This window comes from Microcoleus sp. AT9b-C3 (assembly GCF_036705485.1).
Taxonomy (GTDB): Bacteria; Cyanobacteriota; Cyanobacteriia; order Cyanobacteriales; family Microcoleaceae; genus Microcoleus.
The window spans coordinates 19,386-35,636 of the sequence record NZ_JAUBUR010000009.1; the positions used below are offsets into that span (position 1 = coordinate 19,386).

The following is a 16,251-nucleotide window of genomic DNA, read 5'->3' on the forward strand; positions in this document are numbered from 1 at the left end:
AGGCTATTGACACAGTAGACTTTTTATGATACCACATCGGCTGTGGCAAGCATATACTCAGAAGGGTAGCAGTGTCGATCGCCCAGAAGCAGGAAGATTGGCCTGGGTTTGGCAGGCGGTGTTGTGCATTTGTTTTGCACAACAAATGCACAACAAATAAGGTTTGAGCCGCTCTCTCCTTTGCGGTAAAGAACGGCTCAAAGCATTGATGTTATTAGGTTTTGTTAACGGGTACGGCAGGACTTGAACCTGCGGCTCGCTGCTTAGAAGGCAGCTACTCTATCCAACTGAGTTACGCACCCAACTCAAAAATCGCTAACAAGATTATTGTATCGGTGCAGTGTGCGATCGAGCAAGTAAATTATGTGATTACTTACGCAGAAACCGCTTTGAGCTACAAAAATATGGCGTGCAGCCCGATGGATTGGGAAAAAAACCAACAAGATGATGAGAGTGCCTGTGCCTCCAAGACTTTATCTGACAAAAGCTGGAGGGACTCACCTGCAAACAGCACAATGGTAAATTTACCATCAAAACTAGGTAGGACGTGAACTCGGGTAAAGTATTTAGAGGTCGAGGTGAAACCCAGCTATTTGGTCGCTCGGCTCTCTCTCCCAATTAAGACGGAACTCAGACAGCACAAGAGTCACAGGTGCTTTTTCCCAGATTTCTATTGGTTATGTTAACATCCCCTAGTGGCAAAACCTAAAAGGCTGACCCCATTACCGAAAAACCAGAGATCGTCTCCTGATTTGAGGTATGAGTTGAGCCAGAATGACTAATTTGCTGATATTGAGTTATGTTGGCTAACATTCTGCTCGACTTGATATTTGATAAAAATGTGGTAGAACTAGGATTGAAAGACTCAGGTGAAAATCCCTGATGGTACGGAGCCTCTATATAAGCTTCCTCTACGGCATCAAAGCAAAACAGTCAATCGCCCGCTCGGCACGAGCGCGAAAATCAAGCGTTGCCAGTACAGCAGTCGTAAATTGTGCGCGGGGGACTTTCCTTCGTGCATTGATTTATACGCCAAGGCCGAGAGACAATCTCAGCTTAGATAATTGTTAACATTTGTTAGCAAAAAAGTATCGCAACGCTTGAGGAGAGAACCATCTCTGGGTGATCGGGAGCAATCCTGCTAATTTAAGTGGACTCGCTGAATCAAGAATCCCCTCGCCTTTAGGCATCGGGAGTGTCAAAAGCACAGCACCTCGGCCATGACAGGAGTCAAATCGCAGTGTCATGTTTATTCTGAAACGGCAGGATGTTGAAATAACCAATTTTCAACACCCAAAACGGGATCAACAAATTCCCATTCTCAATTATCAGGGGCAGACTTTTCGCCTGATCAGCGCCTTCAACGGCAAGCAAGCAGAAGACGCCAGAGCCTTGTGGCGGGACTTAACCGACAACCGAGGCAAAGCCTGTGTTCTGCTAGAAGAGCCGGATCGATATAGCGTCTGGGGAAAAGTCCGTTTAGATCAGCTTGCCGGTGAAGAACCGGCAGGTAATGAAGCAGCCAAAGCACCGCTGTTCGCGCAGGGTTGTCTGCTGCTGCTCCAAGCTGTTTACTTCGATGTAGAAGACCTCTTAGGCGCAAGGCAAGCCACATCGTTTCAGAAAGATATCGCCAAGGTATTTCAGCAGGGAAACTTCCCCCAGGCAGACTCCCCTGATGCGATCAAAAATTGGCTAACCGTTAGTCCCTTGCAAAATCACAAGGTGCCTGCTTGGCAAGAGCAACATCTCAAAACTTTATTGCAAGAACTGCACCGTTTGGGGAAATCATATTTTGGCAATACGGACTTCGCTGAGGGAGTCAGCGATGTGCTGCAAGATATGCCAGCTCCGGATCGGACTCAGTTTCTAGATTGGCTGAAACAATCAGCCCTCAACAAATTGTGGATCGCAGGATAGAAAATGTTTGACAATTGCTCAGACAATTGGGCTGAGATAATTTAGCTTAGATAATTGCACTGTAGGGGGTACGCGATATACAGGTTGGATTGCCAACTTGTATTGACCAACCAAATTGTTGATTCGGTTTGGATGCCACCTATGGTCTGGCAATTTAACTAAGTTTCGATCGCACTCCCCACCCACAATCATTGATACGAGTGGGGAAGAGTGAAAGCAAAAAAACAGCTCCCTCAACCTTTGAGGGTATAATTTCAGAGATAGATAGGGTACTGTAAAAACCTTAAGGGTGGAGACATATACCGTATTTCTATCATTATATTTCCGGGTACAAGATCGACTAACGACTAATTTATTGAATTAGTAAATAGATATTATTCTAGCTTAGTCTTTCTAGAGTGTACGAGGGCAAAAGTCCCGACGACACACTGAGGACGCCAGTTATTCCGGAAGCGTCAGATCGAGGTTTTTTAAGGTTTTTTGGCGAAAGAATCCTCATCTTTAATCAAAGATTGAGATGGGGTGCGTTCAACCGCTAGTTAGGTCTCGTGGAATCCCTATGAGTAGCACTTCAGAAAAGTCATCTACATCTTCATCTTTACTGTCAGCTCAGACCCTAGTGATTGCGGGCCTTGTCTGGGCTGTCATGGCGCTGCTGTTCTTTTTGCTGTTCAGCGTCCCCCTCTCTGCAGAAGAGGGTTTACCTCTTTGGTACCGGATCGGCACTTATATTTTTGAATGCGGAGCATACTTCGGAGCGGCTTTAGTCTGTTTTAGAAACTGGCAAAGCCCCCACATGGTCAGTGGGCGCAACGTCTGGCTGGGCATAGGTCTGGGGATGCTGTTCTATTTCATAGCCGGCGTGCTGTTCGGGATTTGGGAACTCTATTTTGGGTTAGACCCGGACGTGTCTCCAGCAGATGCGTTTTATCTGGCCAGCTATGTGGTACTGATCGGGGGCATGGTTGTCGCTGTGACTTCCAAGCGGCTGAATTTAGAAATTTGGCAGTGGGGTTTCTTAGCGGGAATTGCAGCCTTCGGGATTGCGGTAGCTATCTGGGTTGCTGCACCTGACTCTTGGAGGGCTCAGCTAGGAATGGCTCCGGCAGCCACTCAAGAAGTAGTGACAGAATCTGCACCAGCAACCGCTGCCACAGGAAGAGCGCCTGCTTTGGAAAATTCGTCTAAGTTACAGGCAAAAGCAGCCGCGACCGATGCAGCATCAGCACCCGAAGAAGAAGAAGCAGAAATCAAAGCTCCCGGATGGGTGATGGCACTTGACAAGCAACTGTCGCCTTACGCCTATGCAATCAATTTGTTTTACATCGTTGGGGACGTTTTTCTGCTGATTATTGCTACTGCATTGCTGCTGGCGTTTTGGGGAGGACGTTTTTCCCAATCTTGGAGGATGATTGCGGCTGCAACTTTTTCGCTTTACATCGCAGATATGTACTTTAAATGGCGCGATACTCAGACTGAGGGTACTTATCAAAGTGGCAGTTTGCTGGAAGTCTTTTTTGTTTTCAGTGCCATCCTGTTTGGGATTGGAGCTATCTTGGAACATGACATCTCAACCCGTTCTCGCCAGAGCAGGCGCAGTCGTCGCGCAGCGTAGCGATTTGAGATTGGAGTTGCTTTGGCAAGCGATGGGGAGGCGAAAGCTTTTTTTCCCTTGTCGGCATCTCTGAGCTTGAAATCGAAGATGAAAAATCACAGTTCGCTGACTGCTAGCCTGCGTCTTTTCACGTCTTTTTGCTGGAAAACTTGGCATGACGCCTACAAAACTCTCCGATTCAGACAAACGGGAACTCATCAGGCTGTACCGACAGTCAAACGAGAATACTATCACTTTGGCAAAGCGCTACGGGGTGAGCAGTTCGACTGTGAGGCGCATCATTCAGGGGGCTTTGTCGGAGCCAGAATACGAATTTCTAGTCCAGCAAAAACAAAAGCGTTTGTCCGGTCGCACAAGTGTTTCTGAACCGACAGAGAGGACTACTGAGTCGTCGGCAGATGGGGAAACCGATCCTGTAGCTGTCCCCCTGTCGGAGTCAGCCCCTGTCCTGCCGTCAGCCTCAAATTCGAGACCGACAATCCGAAAGCGTTCTAACTCAGTCCCTGAACCAGTTGCAGAACTCGAAATTCGAGGGAATGTAGAGTCTGATTTAGATGTTTCTGATTTGCCCGATGCCCAAGCAGCCAATATTGCCACTCGCAGCCAGCGCGCTGTTGTGACTGGTGAACTAAAGGCAATGCTGCCAGCAGAAGGGCTACTGGCAGGTGAAGACTTTAGGGATTTCGAGGACGACGAGGATGAGGATGATGAAGACGATTTAGATGACGACTTCGACGAAGATGTAGAGGATGAAGACTCTCTGTTTGAAGGCAGTGTCCTGGATTCACTATCGTCGGATGAGTCGATCCTCTTCGAGGGCTTCGCTAACGAACTTCGGGGTACAGGACTGATTCAAGTTTTGCCTTTAAGCGAAGCCTCTCTGCCCACAATTTGCTATTTAGTGGTTGATCGGGCAGCGGAGTTAATCACCAGACCTCTAAAAGCTTTTGGCGAACTGGGTCAAATTCCGGCTGCGGAAATTCGCGAGAAAACCCTGGCAGTGTTTGACAATCACCGAGTGGCCCGCCGATTTGCTACTCGCAATCAAAGAGTTTTCAAGATTCCTGACAGCAGTATGCTGCAAAAAGCAGCGCCTTATTTGCGAGCTAAGGGAATTACTCGGCTGCTAATTGACGGTCAGGTATATTCCCTCTAAGGGATCAAATCTATTTAATATTGTACGGTGTCGGATTCTTCTGGATTTGCCTGAAATTTAGGACGTGAGTTTTGGGAATCTGAAATGTTCCACAGCGGTTGCATTAGCGCACCTCCGATCAGTCCGGCACTCAGGCTCATTGCCAATACTACTCCTACAGGCAGTTGTATCGATTGAAAAAAGATAAAGTTTAAGGAGACTGGGGCGGCGTTTTGCACTGAGATAATGCCGATCGCGCTTACTAAAATTGCTACTAAAAAACTAATGGCGAGCAGAGGAATTGTTTTCATAAACTGGTTGACAGGCTACTAATTTAACTTGTATACTTTTTTTATAATTGAAATATGTGTAAAATTTTTATTTTGGCAAACACCCCATTATATAATAATGTACAATAAGATTAGGGGAAAAGTCAAGTAGAGACGGAAAAAATAGAGAAAAATTTTTAAATTATTAAAAATTTAACAAACATAAATAAATTGACACTTCCCAAACTTAAACAAATCCAAGTGTATTGCAAATATATAACTGACCCAGCAATATCGATGATTAATGTTCAGAGACTTTGCGAGAGTTATCAAAAATAGGTAAGGTGCGCCAAGCGCACCTCACAATCTTAAGCGCTAGGGGAAAAACCCCCCTTGGAATAGGTAGAAATTTAAACAGGTTCTAACTGGGAAATTACCTTTTCCATGTGTTGGGCAACTTGGCTTTCTTTTTCCACCGAATTGGTTTCCATGTAAACGCGCATCAAGGGTTCGGTTCCCGAAGGCCGCAGCAGTACCCAGCCACCGTCTTCAAGATAAAGTTTAATTCCGTCTTTGCGGCCGATTTCCTTAACGCCGATACCTGCTACTTCTGTGGGGGGATTCTTGGTAAAAGATTCCAAAACGGCTGCTTTGTGGGCTTCTTCTAGGTGCAAGTCCAAACGTTTGTTGTACAGGGGACCGTCGGCTTCTTTAATGGCTTCTTCGACTAGCTGAGAAAGCGGTTTGCCTTCATAGGCGATCGCCTCAGCAACTAGCATATCAGCCAAAATCCCGTCTTTTTCGGGAATGTGACCCAAAACGCTCAAACCGCCAGACTCTTCGCCACCGATGAGCACCGCAGTTTCCCGCATTTTTTCGCCGATGTATTTAAAACCGACTGCGGTTTCGTAAATTGTTAAACCGTACTTGGCGGCCAAATTGTCCAGCAAGTGGGTAGTTGCGACTGTACGGACGATCGCCCCAGTCAAGCCTTTATTCTTAACCAAGTGACGCGCCAGCAGCAACAGCACAGTATTTGGAGTCAAGACATTTCCCAACTCGTCAACAATACCAAAGCGATCGCTGTCGCCATCGGTAGCTAAACCCAAATCCGCCGAATCCTTCTTAACAGCTTCTACTAACTCAACCAACTGTTCGCCCTTGGGTTCGGGCATTCCGCCACCAAACAGCACGTCGCGGTAGGTGTGAAAACTTTCGACATCGCAGCCGCAGTGTTCCAAAACGCCGTCGAGATAGCCGCGAGAAGTCGAGTAGAGAGCGTCGTACTTCACCTTCAATTTAGCAGAGCGAATCCGCTCCACATCGATCAAAGTATAAAGAAACTTCAGATACTCGGGTTTCGGGTCAAAACTGGAGATTTTATCGTTGTGGCTGCCTTTGGCTGGGGCATCTGAAGCACCAGCAATATTTGCCACAATTGTATCGGTAATTTCCGGGGTTGCCGGGCCCGCGTAGTCGGGGATGTATTTGATGCCGCAGTAAGGTGCGGGATTGTGCGAAGCCGTGAACATCAGGGCTCCTGCGGAGTTGAGATGCTTGGCGCTGTAGGCGATGACTGGTGTGGGGCAATCTCGATCGACCACTTTCACAGTCCATCCCAAATCTGCCAATACTTCCGCCGCGGTGCGGGCGAACTCGTCTGCCAGAAAGCGGGTATCGTAGGAGACTAGAACTGGGCGGTCTTTGGTGTAAGCCGTTTCTAGGTAACTGGCGATCGCCCGGGTGACTTTTCGCACGTTGGCAAAAGTAAAGTCATGGGCAATCAGTCCTCGCCACCCATCGGTTCCGAACTTAATTTCAGTTGAATTGCTGCTAGCGCTCATTTTATCCACTTCCTCTCGTCCTACTAATCCTACCCGAAGCCATAGCCTTAAAGACGTACTGGTCGTGCTGTTTGTGAGCATCGATCGTCGGTGGGGCCCGCATCAACCTAATCCTCTCGTTGTCGGGAAAGGCTTGGGCCTCCGGCAGAGGACTCGATCCCGCCGGATTTGGCAAAATGTGCGCGCTACCGGGCGAGTCACTCGCTAATTCTGGTTTTGAAGGGTAGGTGGTCGCTCGAATGGACGAGGATCAATTGCCGGCGATTCCCTACGGGATAGCTTCGCTTCACGGGGAAGCTAAACAACTGATCGCAAAAAACGGCCCTGGCAATGGCATTAACGAAATGCACATAAATCTGATTCTCATCTCAAATTTAATTTTTTATTTAGAAAAGCCGATCATTGAATTCGTTAGGGCTTCCTAACAATCGCCAGACTCACAATACATTTCTAATTCAGCTAGGGGTATAAATTAACCAAAGTCACCGCTCGATCGTGCTTTAGCCTAGCTTCATTAAGAAATTAGGGCGATAAACCAAAGCGCTCCACAACAAAGATAAAGTATTTCAAGCAGCAGTTTTTTTGAGGCAGACTTGACTTTAATTATCAGATTTTAAGACAAATTAAATTTATTTCCTGTCCTCTTTATAGGTCAACAAAATAAATTAGGATCGCGATCACAGAATGATGGTGATCGATCGCACAATAAATAACGTTATTAACGTGCAACTTATAAAAGATGCAGGCAGTCGAGCGAAATGGCTTATAGCTTTAAGCGTAATGGCTAATGACTGTCAACGTAAAAATGCAGAAAATTGTAGTTAACAACGTTAAAAATTAGGGGAGTCGATCGGGTGCGACTTAATAAAAAAACGAGGTTTATCATGACGGGTATTTCACAAATATCTTCAAAATCTTTACCAGCAGCCGACCAACTTCAACAGGGCGCAAGTCAGGCGCCCCAAGGTATTACCGGACTGGACACTGACAAACTCCCAAAAGCTAAAGGTGTCAGCGTTTCTTCCTTCGCAGTTAGCTGGGCAAAAAAATATTACAGTACAGTTGCGGCACGAGAGAACCAAGCGCAACGCCAAATTCTCCCAAGCCTCGATTTAACTAATTTTGAGGGAAATAGAGCCCCAATAGTTGACAAATTGACAGATACCCTGAAATTAGCCAGCGAGATAGCTTGGAGTAGAGTAGAAGCTCTTTTAGGGAAACAAATAGAGCGGCACGCGATCGATCCAAGTTTAATTAATTCTTTAGAAATTGCCGCCGATTCTCGCACCTTATATAAGAAAGCAATAGACGCTTATGCGGATAGAGAACCTGTTTTCCGCTTGTCAGTCCTGGTGGGAAAAGATATTATCAAAGTGAGGCGAAAATATTCAAATACTGATCCGTTAGTGCTGGGATTTGTGACAATGGAGTTTCAATACACTAGCAAAATCTTGTTAGGATGTCTTTCGGAGTCAGAGCGAGCGGAATTTGCGCCCTACTTAAAAGTTGTAGACGACTACCTGCACATTCCCTACGGAGAGATTAACGAGGCTGCGGCGAATCAGCCCCTGAATTCAAAAGCTCTATTAGCCGTTCAGCATTTGTTGCAGCACACGACTCAGATTGCTAGTGCAGTGTACGATCGAGCTAGTTCCCAGCATCAAGGATACCGCAGCAGCAGCGGGTATTTGAGCGATCGCGAGATAAAAATTTCTGGTATCCGGGATGTCGAGATTTTTCAAAGCTATTTGTGCTGGTGCGTTTTGGAAGCTAGCATTCACCCGGTACAGCAGGAATTGTTTCCAATTTGCGTGATGTTGTACCCGAAACTTCATGTAAGTTGGGAGTTGGTGCAGGATATGCTGCTGATTTTATTTTGGGAAATATGCGAGCGGCTTCCTGCTGAAGATTTAACGGTATTTGTACCTTACTTGCGTACTTTGACAGAGATGTTTTCCAGCGATGTCTTTGATAATTAGGGAATTGGGCATAGGGAATTGGGCATAGGGAATTGGGCATAGGGCATAGGGCATAGGGTCAAAAAGCGGAACTCTCGCGGAGGGATTTGGCATTGGGAATTGCCAATCTCTATTTAAAACTCCAAGCTGCGACTGCCAAACATCCCCAACCAACAATAAAAGCAACTCCCCCCAGTGGGGTAATTGCACCCAGCCATTTGATGTCGCTCAAACTCAGGGCGTACAAACTGCCTGAAAAGATGATTGTGCCGGCAATAAAAGCCCATCCAGCCACTGCAAAAAAGGTTTGAGACTCTTGGGCGCGGCTCAAGAGTAAAGCGACGAGTAATAGAGCCAGGGCATGGTACATTTGATATCGGGCGCCGGTCTCAAAAATAGTTAAAGCTCGATCGGTCAATTGATTTTTCAAAGCGTGGGAGGCGAAAGCACCGCCTGCAACGGATAAACCTCCGAAGAGGGCCGCGGCTGTGAGGAAGATTCGGGTTAAGATTAGTGAGGACATAATTTAATGATAATTGAATTTTATTTAATTTTAGGGTTGGGTGAGGATTGTCGATAAAGCAATCGCTCTTTTTTTACCGCTGATAAACGTGGATGGATGAAAGGGCGATCGTTTTTCTGATATAATTAAGACTATCCATGTAGTATATTGAGTCATTAAATCACCATGATAGCTGAACTTATGGTACAACCTTCCTACTGGATTGATAGTGATATTTCGATTCAGAAAGTCAAAAATCTTTACTTATTCAAATTTACGGAAAATCTGCAAGCTAGATTGGAAGAACTTGCCGAGGGGAAAAAGGCTAATCTTTTAACTTCTGAGGAGGTTGTGGAACTAGCAAGTTTACTAGAACTGGATCGGATTTTTACCTTAATTAATGCTAAAGTTATAGCAGCCTCATGTCCATAAACCGTGCTACTCGAAATTTAGTAAGAAGTAGAGCTAGTTTTCTTTGTGAATATTGCCATTCTGCGGAAGAAAGTAGTTCTACTCTATTTACGATAGATCATGTTTTACCTCGCTCAGTTGGTGGTAGCGATGAACTCGAAAACTTAGCTTTAGCTTGTCATCGCTGTAATAATAATCGCTATAATTTTGTTACTGGTACTGACCCTGAAACTGAACAGGAAGTAACTTTGTTTAACCCGCGTCAACAGCAGTGGTTCGATCATTTTCTCTGGTCTGCGGATAATTTAGAAATCATGGGTATTACTCCAACAAGTAGGGGGACGTGCGATCGATTAGACCTTAACGATCGCTATCATAATGAAAGAGCGATTATCAGAGATCGTCGTTTATGGATTAGAGCAGGGTGGCATCCTCCGTCTGGCGATCCTCGCCAAAATTCATAATGAAGTAAAAAATTATAATGAAGATTTCCTCATTATAAACGGTATGTTTGCTCCTCTGTTACCACACACTATAGTGCCTGTAATTTGTCTACCATCCAAGCTTACAGAACCACTATATCTAAGTAATGCTACATTTCCAAACATCGCAATTGCTTCAAATTGATTACCTGAAATTTGACTATTCGTAATGTTATTATATCTCTGATAAACACCTGAAAGTATTAGTCGATTACCATTTTGACGAATTGTAATTGGAGAAGAACCAGTTCCAAGTTCTGGCGCTGGCACACAGGAATTATTTACATCATTCGATAAGAACTTAAAACTCCCAGTCTCAATTACCCATTCGCCTGTAAGATTAAGCTGTCTAGGCTGATTTGTATCTCTAGGTGGTCTGTCAGTTTGATTCGGGAATTGATTAGGAAGGTTTCCTCTTTTGTCGAAATATTCTTGAGCAAAGTTCATTACACAGACTTTTCCCACACCTGCTATGGAGGAGTTACCACAACCTACTCCAATTAATCTCAGAGTCGAGTTCAGAAAGTTTTCTCTATGTCCACGACTAACTTCCCAGTAATCGAGCATCAAGTTCATTACAATAAATTCAGGTGACAGACCAGCACCAATGTTTTCCCATACACCCGTATTAGAACCATAGCGATTTCCTCTATCAGTTGGACTACTACCGTCTCTGCCAGTGTGACTTATCTGGCTAAAAGATGTAGCAACTGACTGCTCGCGAGCATGATCTGCTGCTGCTGAACCAAGTCCATTGGATGTACGAAGTGTTGGGATTGAATAAGTTCTTTTAAGAACACTAATTGCTTCATCAAATGCTGCTAAGTCTCCAAACACACCAAATCGACTATTTTGCCCTGGAATTTGGAAGGTTCTGGTAGTAGGATCGTATGTTTGTTTGACTCTTTGCAGCCAATCAGCATAAGCTGGCGGATTCTCTCTAGCTCGGTTAATTTCTGAAATCATTCTCTGCTCAAATGCTGAACTGTTTTGAGCTAAAGCTACTGATATTTGTGTTACTTGAAATGTGGTGATAGCCAGAAACACTAAAGTTTGACGCATCAGATACTCGCTAAATTTTATAAATGAGTTACCGGAATTTGTTTGGTTCTTTCTGGAGATTTCGCTCCTGTCGCGATCGCAAAAGCAGAACGGACAACCACAGGGGGATTGCCCGTACCAATGGCGATCGCCCAGGGAAAGATCGAGGCGATCGCCTCGATCGCAAACCTATCTGATGATTAGATTTAGAGAATGATGAAATTCGCGGCTGTCAAGGGATTATCATCGTAAACGATCGTAATAACATTCCCCGAGTTAGAGCCGAGAGTGATTTGAGCAAAGCGTTTACCGGGATCGGGATTGCCATTGACATCGTTTACTGTGCCGTTGAAGAAGTTTCCAGGTGCGCTTAAAACAGCAGCTCCGTCCTTAAATCCATAGCTAGCAGCCAACTGTATTTTGTCATCAGCTACCGTAAAATCCTCTATCCCATCTTTACCGCTTGCGACATCAAAAATAAAGGTATCGCTGCCAGGGCCTCCTGTCAGGGCATCCTCGCCAAGACCACCAATCAGCGTATCATTGCCACCGCCACCATCAAGCACATCGTTGCCAGCACCTCCAATCAGGCTATCATTGCCAGCTACACCGTTGATGATGTCGTTACCTCCTAAACCGTTGAGAGTATCACCCAAATCTGTACCAAGGACTTTATTATCTCCCTCAGTTGCAGTGGTTGGCGTTGAATCTTGAACGGTAAATCCTTGGAATTTGTAGCCAATATCTGCCAATACCGCCAAATCAACTTTGGTAGGAATCACAGCATTAGCACTACCTCCCAGGCCCAAAAGGGCTGGAAGACCATCAGGTGTCGTAGTAAAAGCTAAGTGACCTAAGTCGGGAACTGTGCCGTTAGTGGGGTTAAGAGGAAGTGGATTGCCTGCATTAATCGCCCTGGCATTGGGGCCGTCAAAATTGGTTCCAACAATTCTTGCGTCGAAAGCTGGTGCAATACCAATCCCTAGAACGTGCCCTATTTCATGGGCGGCAGTGACAAAAAAGTCGGAATCAGTACCATCTTCAAGTGGAGTGTCGCTTAAGTCGAACGGCGTTGGATCGACCTGAAACGAGTATTGAGTGCTAAATGAAATGCTCCCTGCATAGGGTTTAGGTTTAACACTGTTGAGGCGATCGGGGAAAAGAGATAAAAAACCTGTTGCATCTTGATAACCAGGACTAAAGCCGTTTGTTCTCGCGTAATAATCTTTGTCAGCTTGAGCACCCATAAAGATGACAATATCGTCAATATCCTGAGTTAAAACAACCTTATCCAGTTGGTCAGTTTGAGGGTTTGTAATCCATAACTCGGTGCCGGCAGGAACATTGGGAAATTCATCTTGGATAACAGCTTCCCAGTAGTCTGCTGCTGCTTCTAAAGTTTTGCGACGGTTTTCATTAAAATACCCATTCGTATCAAACCGATAGTCAAATGTGATGTTAAAAGTGCTTACTTGAGACGGAGCACTAGCACGATTTTGAGCTTTGCCGACAGTTTGGTAATGTTCCCAAGCTGTTTTTGTTTGCCCCGTCAAAATTGCGTTAGCAGCATCGTAATTATTGACAAGGTAGAACTTTTCATCGAAGGATGCGGGCTGTGGTGTCGGAGTCGTAACCGGAGTCGGAGTCGTAACCGGAGTTGGCGTTGTCACCGGAGTCGGAGTCGTAACCGGAGTCGGAGTCGTAACCGGAGTCGGAGTCGTAACCGGAGTCGGAGTCGTAACTGGAGTTGGAGTCGTAACCGGAGTCGGAGTCGTAACTGGAGTGGGTGTTGGTGCTGGAGTTGGTGTTGGTGCTGGAGTTGGCGTTGTCACCGGAGTTGGAGTCGTAACCGGAGTTGGAGTCGTAACCGGAGTTGGTGTTGTAACTGGAGTTGGTGTTGTAACTGGAGTTGGTGTTGGTGCTGGAGTTGGCGTTGTCACCGGAGTCGGAGTCGTAACCGGAGTTGGAGTCGTAACCGGAGTTGGCGTTGTCACCGGAGTCGGAGTCGTAACTGGAGTTGGTGTTGGGGCTGGTGTTGGGGCTGGTGTTGGGGCTGGTGTTGGGGCTGGTGTTGGGGCTGGTGTTGGGGCTGGTGTTGGTGTCGGACTAGCTGCAAACGTGCTACTGGCAACATTGAGCAAAACTGCGATCGCCCGATTGCTACTTTTATCTATCATCACCGTATCGGCACTACTAGCACCATTAGCACCCGTACCCGCACTAAAAGTGTAGTTATTAAAATTCAAAATGCCGTTCTCGCTGGCAATGCGATCGCCTCCATTTTGATAATCGGTAATGTAATCAATACTCTCATCATCTAGCAGTAGGAAAAATGTGTCATTGCCACTGCCACCTGTTAAAGTATCGATACCCCGATCGCCGTGCAAACTATCATTGCCGCTACCGCCGACAATTGAATCATTGCCTTGACCGCCGCACAAGCAATCATCTCCATCTCCTCCGATCACAGTATCTTCATCTTTGTCGCCGCGAAGGGAATCATTGCCACCTCCGCCTTCAATTTCATCATTTCCTTTGCCACCATATACAACTTCAGCATCAGAGGAACCGCTGACAGTATCATTGCCTTTGCGAGTTGCCAATCCTCCAGACACTTCCTGAAGTTGTCCGGCTTCGAGTGCAATGTTGTCGGCTGTATCTTCTCCGATTAAATAAATCCCTTGTCGTTTGACAGTCATAATTTTCCTACCTATTTGGTTTGCAAAAAAAACTAACTGGAGAAATGGCGATCGTAATAAATGCGAGCGATACCATTTCTCATTGTATTTAACCCTCTTCTGTCACTTTCGGCAAAAAATAATCGGGAAGGCTTATAGGATAAGACTGTTACCAAAAATCTAGCTTTCAGCCATTATGTTAGAAAATAAACGCTCAAATGCTCGCTATATCTACAGTCAAGAATTTGGCTCTTATTTTTACTTTCCCAGAGTAACAGAAGAGGGTTAAAAACGGGGAGTGCCAAAAACTACTAGCACGAAACGGTTTGTTTGACCGTCAATAGAGAAAGCTTTGGAGGCGCTATCCTGTTTTCAATAAAGGCGAGCGCTTGTTATTGATTGTTTTATTCTTCAAGCTTTATAGGCAGTCAAAACCGCCATATAGTAGCTAGTTTGATTGCCTCTTGTAATGCTCGTATAGCCGATGCCTACATCCGTATGCTTGCCGTAAAAGTCATCAAGAGCTAGCAAGTGAATTCGATGGCCAGGAGGTGATGTTCCTGCATCAACGAGCAAAGTTGCCATTTGATCTTTTCCTGAAGTTTGAGCACCCGAAGAATTGCCAACAGTGTATGCGGCCGATAGCGATTCAATGAAATTGTTAGCAGGGTTATTCAAGTAAAACGACGGCAGCGGATATCCAGCTCGCTGTACCTTTATATTGGGGCCAAGACCGTCTGGATCTACATGACTGAAGTAATTTCTAGCTGCCAAATCATCAGCTCGCTGCTGAGCAACCTGATTTAAAATCGGATCTGGTCTTAAGGGAGGACGAGGTGTAACTCCGCTCAGATTAATCCCTAACTGCTGTCCTGCGGCTTGGGGATTTTGCCGAGCAGAGTTGAGGTAATCTAAAGCGGCTCGCTCTTCTGGATCTAAGCCTGGGGTTCCTGTTGAACTCGGATTTGGAGTAGGATTTGGAGTGGGATTTGGAGTAGGATTTGGACTCGGACTTGGCGATGGACTTGTTGTCACATTACCACCGATAATTGAAACACTCCCAGGATTGCCAGTAAAATTGGTCAGCAATGCCAAAATTTTATCAAATGAAAAACCGCCATTGCTGCTAACGTAAACTCCGACACTATTGCTGTCATTACGAGCAACTAAAACACGAGAACCTGTCAGTTCATCTGATGCCAGTCGGAGGAAATCAGAAGCAGCATCAAAGTCGCCGATAATAGCTACCCCTTCACCGATGACACCAAAAGTATCGCTTCCACCACCCCCTGTCAACGTATCTGTGTCAAAGCCACTGACTAAATAATCTTCTCCTTTGCCGCCAAACAGTTGATCTGCACCCACTCCGCCATACATAGAGTCGCTATCCCGACCACCATTAATAACATCATTACCCGGATCTCCCAATAAACTGTCACTTCCAGAACCGCCATAGATAAAATCATTTCCCGCATCGCCTACTAGCGTGTCATCGCCAGCGTAGCCATAAATTTCTACGGGTTCAGCACTAGACCAAATGAGTTCGTCATTTAGAGTTGTTCCATCTAAACGAGCCATATTTAACCTCCAATTTGTCAGAGCGATTTGTTGACCAAAACACAAAAGGCCGGAGAAGGGGCGATCGCACAAAATGCGTCATCACCACTTCACCAGCCCCGCGAACATCACACCCGTCTCGGACTGCAAATATTCAATTGTTTGAAATTACGATGCTTGAAAAAACGATACGGCCGACCATTGAAGCCGTACAGGATAGATGCTTGTGAGTGTACTTTCCGTCTATTAAAAATAATCTACACGATTTAATTTAACCTGTCAATAGTCCAGTTATCTTTTTTTAGTAAGTTTCATGGTGGGGTGGGGGCGGGTTTATAAACTTTATCTGTGGGTGACGAAAATCATCGGCGAACCCGCCCCTACAAATTTATAGGAATATTTTACCAGACCTGTAGGGGCGGGTTTGCCTAAATCTTTGAGAGCGATCGACAAATTATAAAAACCCGCCCCCACCCAACCCATCGCACCTACGGCTTTGAATTCCACTCCTTAACATCTTCCTCACAAATGTGATACCGATAAAAAGTAGAACCCTTCACAGTCACGTGAATTTTACCTTTACCATTTTGCGCCTTCTCACTCTCAATAGTCACCTTGCCAAACCCTGTTTCTGCCCAAGTTTCACACAAAATCTTCTCAACTTGATTCAAAACCTTATTAATCGGATTCTCTTTGTTTTCTCGCCCTGATGGCATATCTGTTTCCACCTTCTGAGTTGACTTAGCTTTGCTGTTGCTGTCGCCTGCTTTATTATCTCGATCGGCTGCTGCATCCTCTGACAAAAACCTCATAGCTTTTTACTCCCTAAATTCCCGCCT

17 protein-coding genes and 1 tRNA gene are annotated in these 16,251 nt (G+C 45.6%); 9 read left to right on the forward strand and 9 right to left on the reverse strand.

Features of this window, described 5'->3' with window-relative positions; genetic code table 11:
• Positions 1-25 precede the first annotated feature (25 nt).
• Positions 26-160 (forward strand): hypothetical protein, encoded by a 135-nt coding sequence (locus QUB77_RS10720; protein ID WP_333180154.1) that lies wholly within the window; start codon positions 26-28, stop codon positions 158-160.
• Positions 161-228: 68 nt separating this feature from the next.
• Here QUB77_RS10720 and QUB77_RS10725 read toward each other — a convergent pair.
• Positions 229-302 (reverse strand) — tRNA-Arg (locus QUB77_RS10725).
• 943 nt (positions 303-1,245) lie between these two features.
• Here QUB77_RS10725 and QUB77_RS10730 point away from each other — a divergent pair.
• The 3 genes from QUB77_RS10730 to QUB77_RS10740 all read left to right on the forward strand — a co-directional run bounded on the left by QUB77_RS10730 (position 1,246) and on the right by QUB77_RS10740 (position 4,691).
• Positions 1,246-1,920 carry an Npun_F0813 family protein gene (locus tag QUB77_RS10730; RefSeq protein ID WP_333180157.1) on the forward strand — a complete coding sequence of 225 codons (675 nt, stop codon included), beginning with the start codon at positions 1,246-1,248 and terminating at the stop codon, positions 1,918-1,920.
• Between the two features lie 559 nt (positions 1,921-2,479).
• The gene (locus QUB77_RS10735; protein WP_333180160.1) at positions 2,480-3,535 is read left to right on the forward strand and encodes a hypothetical protein; all 1,056 of its coding nucleotides are present in this window, start codon (positions 2,480-2,482) and stop codon (positions 3,533-3,535) included.
• 154 nt (positions 3,536-3,689) lie between these two features.
• Positions 3,690-4,691, forward strand: coding sequence for a hypothetical protein (locus QUB77_RS10740; RefSeq protein ID WP_333180163.1), 1,002 nt, complete (start codon positions 3,690-3,692; stop codon positions 4,689-4,691).
• 14 nt (positions 4,692-4,705) lie between these two features.
• Here the strand turns inward: QUB77_RS10740 and QUB77_RS10745 are convergent, their stop codons facing one another.
• The gene (locus QUB77_RS10745) at positions 4,706-4,981 is read right to left on the reverse strand and encodes a LapA family protein (protein ID WP_333180166.1); all 276 of its coding nucleotides are present in this window, start codon (positions 4,979-4,981) and stop codon (positions 4,706-4,708) included.
• Positions 4,982-5,349: 368 nt separating this feature from the next.
• On the reverse strand, positions 5,350-6,783 hold the full coding sequence (locus QUB77_RS10750) for a phosphoglucomutase/phosphomannomutase family protein (protein WP_333180168.1): 1,434 nt from the start codon (positions 6,781-6,783) through the stop codon (positions 5,350-5,352).
• 239 nt (positions 6,784-7,022) lie between these two features.
• On the opposite strand from QUB77_RS10750, the gene QUB77_RS10755 reads away from it, so the two are divergent.
• Together QUB77_RS10755 and QUB77_RS10760 are read left to right on the forward strand one after the other, a co-directional pair.
• Entirely contained in the window at positions 7,023-7,208 is a 186-nt protein-coding gene (locus QUB77_RS10755) for a hypothetical protein (RefSeq protein ID WP_333180171.1), read from the forward strand.
• A gap of 459 nt (positions 7,209-7,667) precedes the next feature.
• Positions 7,668-8,762, forward strand: coding sequence for a hypothetical protein (locus QUB77_RS10760; protein ID WP_333180174.1), 1,095 nt, complete (start codon positions 7,668-7,670; stop codon positions 8,760-8,762).
• A 109-nt stretch (positions 8,763-8,871) separates the two neighbouring features.
• Here the strand turns inward: QUB77_RS10760 and QUB77_RS10765 are convergent, their stop codons facing one another.
• Entirely contained in the window at positions 8,872-9,264 is a 393-nt protein-coding gene (locus tag QUB77_RS10765) for a DUF423 domain-containing protein (protein ID WP_333180177.1), read from the reverse strand.
• Positions 9,265-9,429: 165 nt separating this feature from the next.
• On the opposite strand from QUB77_RS10765, the gene QUB77_RS10770 reads away from it, so the two are divergent.
• Both QUB77_RS10770 and QUB77_RS10775 read left to right on the forward strand, forming a co-directional pair.
• Positions 9,430-9,675 (forward strand): hypothetical protein, encoded by a 246-nt coding sequence (locus QUB77_RS10770; RefSeq protein WP_333180180.1) that lies wholly within the window; start codon positions 9,430-9,432, stop codon positions 9,673-9,675.
• Positions 9,666-10,118 (forward strand): HNH endonuclease signature motif containing protein, encoded by a 453-nt coding sequence (locus tag QUB77_RS10775; protein ID WP_333180183.1) that lies wholly within the window; start codon positions 9,666-9,668, stop codon positions 10,116-10,118. Before QUB77_RS10770 ends, QUB77_RS10775 begins: the two co-directional genes overlap by 10 nt.
• Before the next feature lie 12 nt (positions 10,119-10,130).
• Here QUB77_RS10775 and QUB77_RS10780 read toward each other — a convergent pair whose 3' ends face one another.
• The gene (locus QUB77_RS10780) at positions 10,131-11,198 is read right to left on the reverse strand and encodes a CAP domain-containing protein (RefSeq protein ID WP_333180186.1); all 1,068 of its coding nucleotides are present in this window, start codon (positions 11,196-11,198) and stop codon (positions 10,131-10,133) included.
• Positions 11,199-11,240: 42 nt separating this feature from the next.
• On the opposite strand from QUB77_RS10780, the gene QUB77_RS10785 reads away from it, so the two are divergent.
• Positions 11,241-11,381 carry a hypothetical protein gene (locus QUB77_RS10785; protein WP_333180188.1) on the forward strand — a complete coding sequence of 47 codons (141 nt, stop codon included), beginning with the start codon at positions 11,241-11,243 and terminating at the stop codon, positions 11,379-11,381.
• 2 nt (positions 11,382-11,383) lie between these two features.
• On the opposite strand, the gene QUB77_RS10790 is transcribed toward QUB77_RS10785, so the two are convergent.
• The 4 genes from QUB77_RS10790 to QUB77_RS10805 all read right to left on the reverse strand — a co-directional run bounded on the left by QUB77_RS10790 (position 11,384) and on the right by QUB77_RS10805 (position 16,224).
• The gene (locus QUB77_RS10790; protein WP_333323006.1) at positions 11,384-13,876 is read right to left on the reverse strand and encodes a hypothetical protein; all 2,493 of its coding nucleotides are present in this window, start codon (positions 13,874-13,876) and stop codon (positions 11,384-11,386) included.
• Between the two features lie 390 nt (positions 13,877-14,266).
• Entirely contained in the window at positions 14,267-15,433 is a 1,167-nt protein-coding gene (locus tag QUB77_RS10795; RefSeq protein ID WP_333323008.1) for a CAP domain-containing protein, read from the reverse strand.
• 321 nt (positions 15,434-15,754) lie between these two features.
• Positions 15,755-15,919: a hypothetical protein gene (locus tag QUB77_RS10800; RefSeq protein WP_333323010.1), complete on the reverse strand. Its 165-nt coding sequence runs from the start codon at positions 15,917-15,919 to the stop codon at positions 15,755-15,757.
• Positions 15,901-16,224, reverse strand: a complete 324-nt coding sequence (locus QUB77_RS10805; RefSeq protein ID WP_333323012.1) for a hypothetical protein — start codon at positions 16,222-16,224, stop codon at positions 15,901-15,903. Before QUB77_RS10805 ends, QUB77_RS10800 begins: the two co-directional genes overlap by 19 nt.
• Positions 16,225-16,251: the final 27 nt, after the last annotated feature.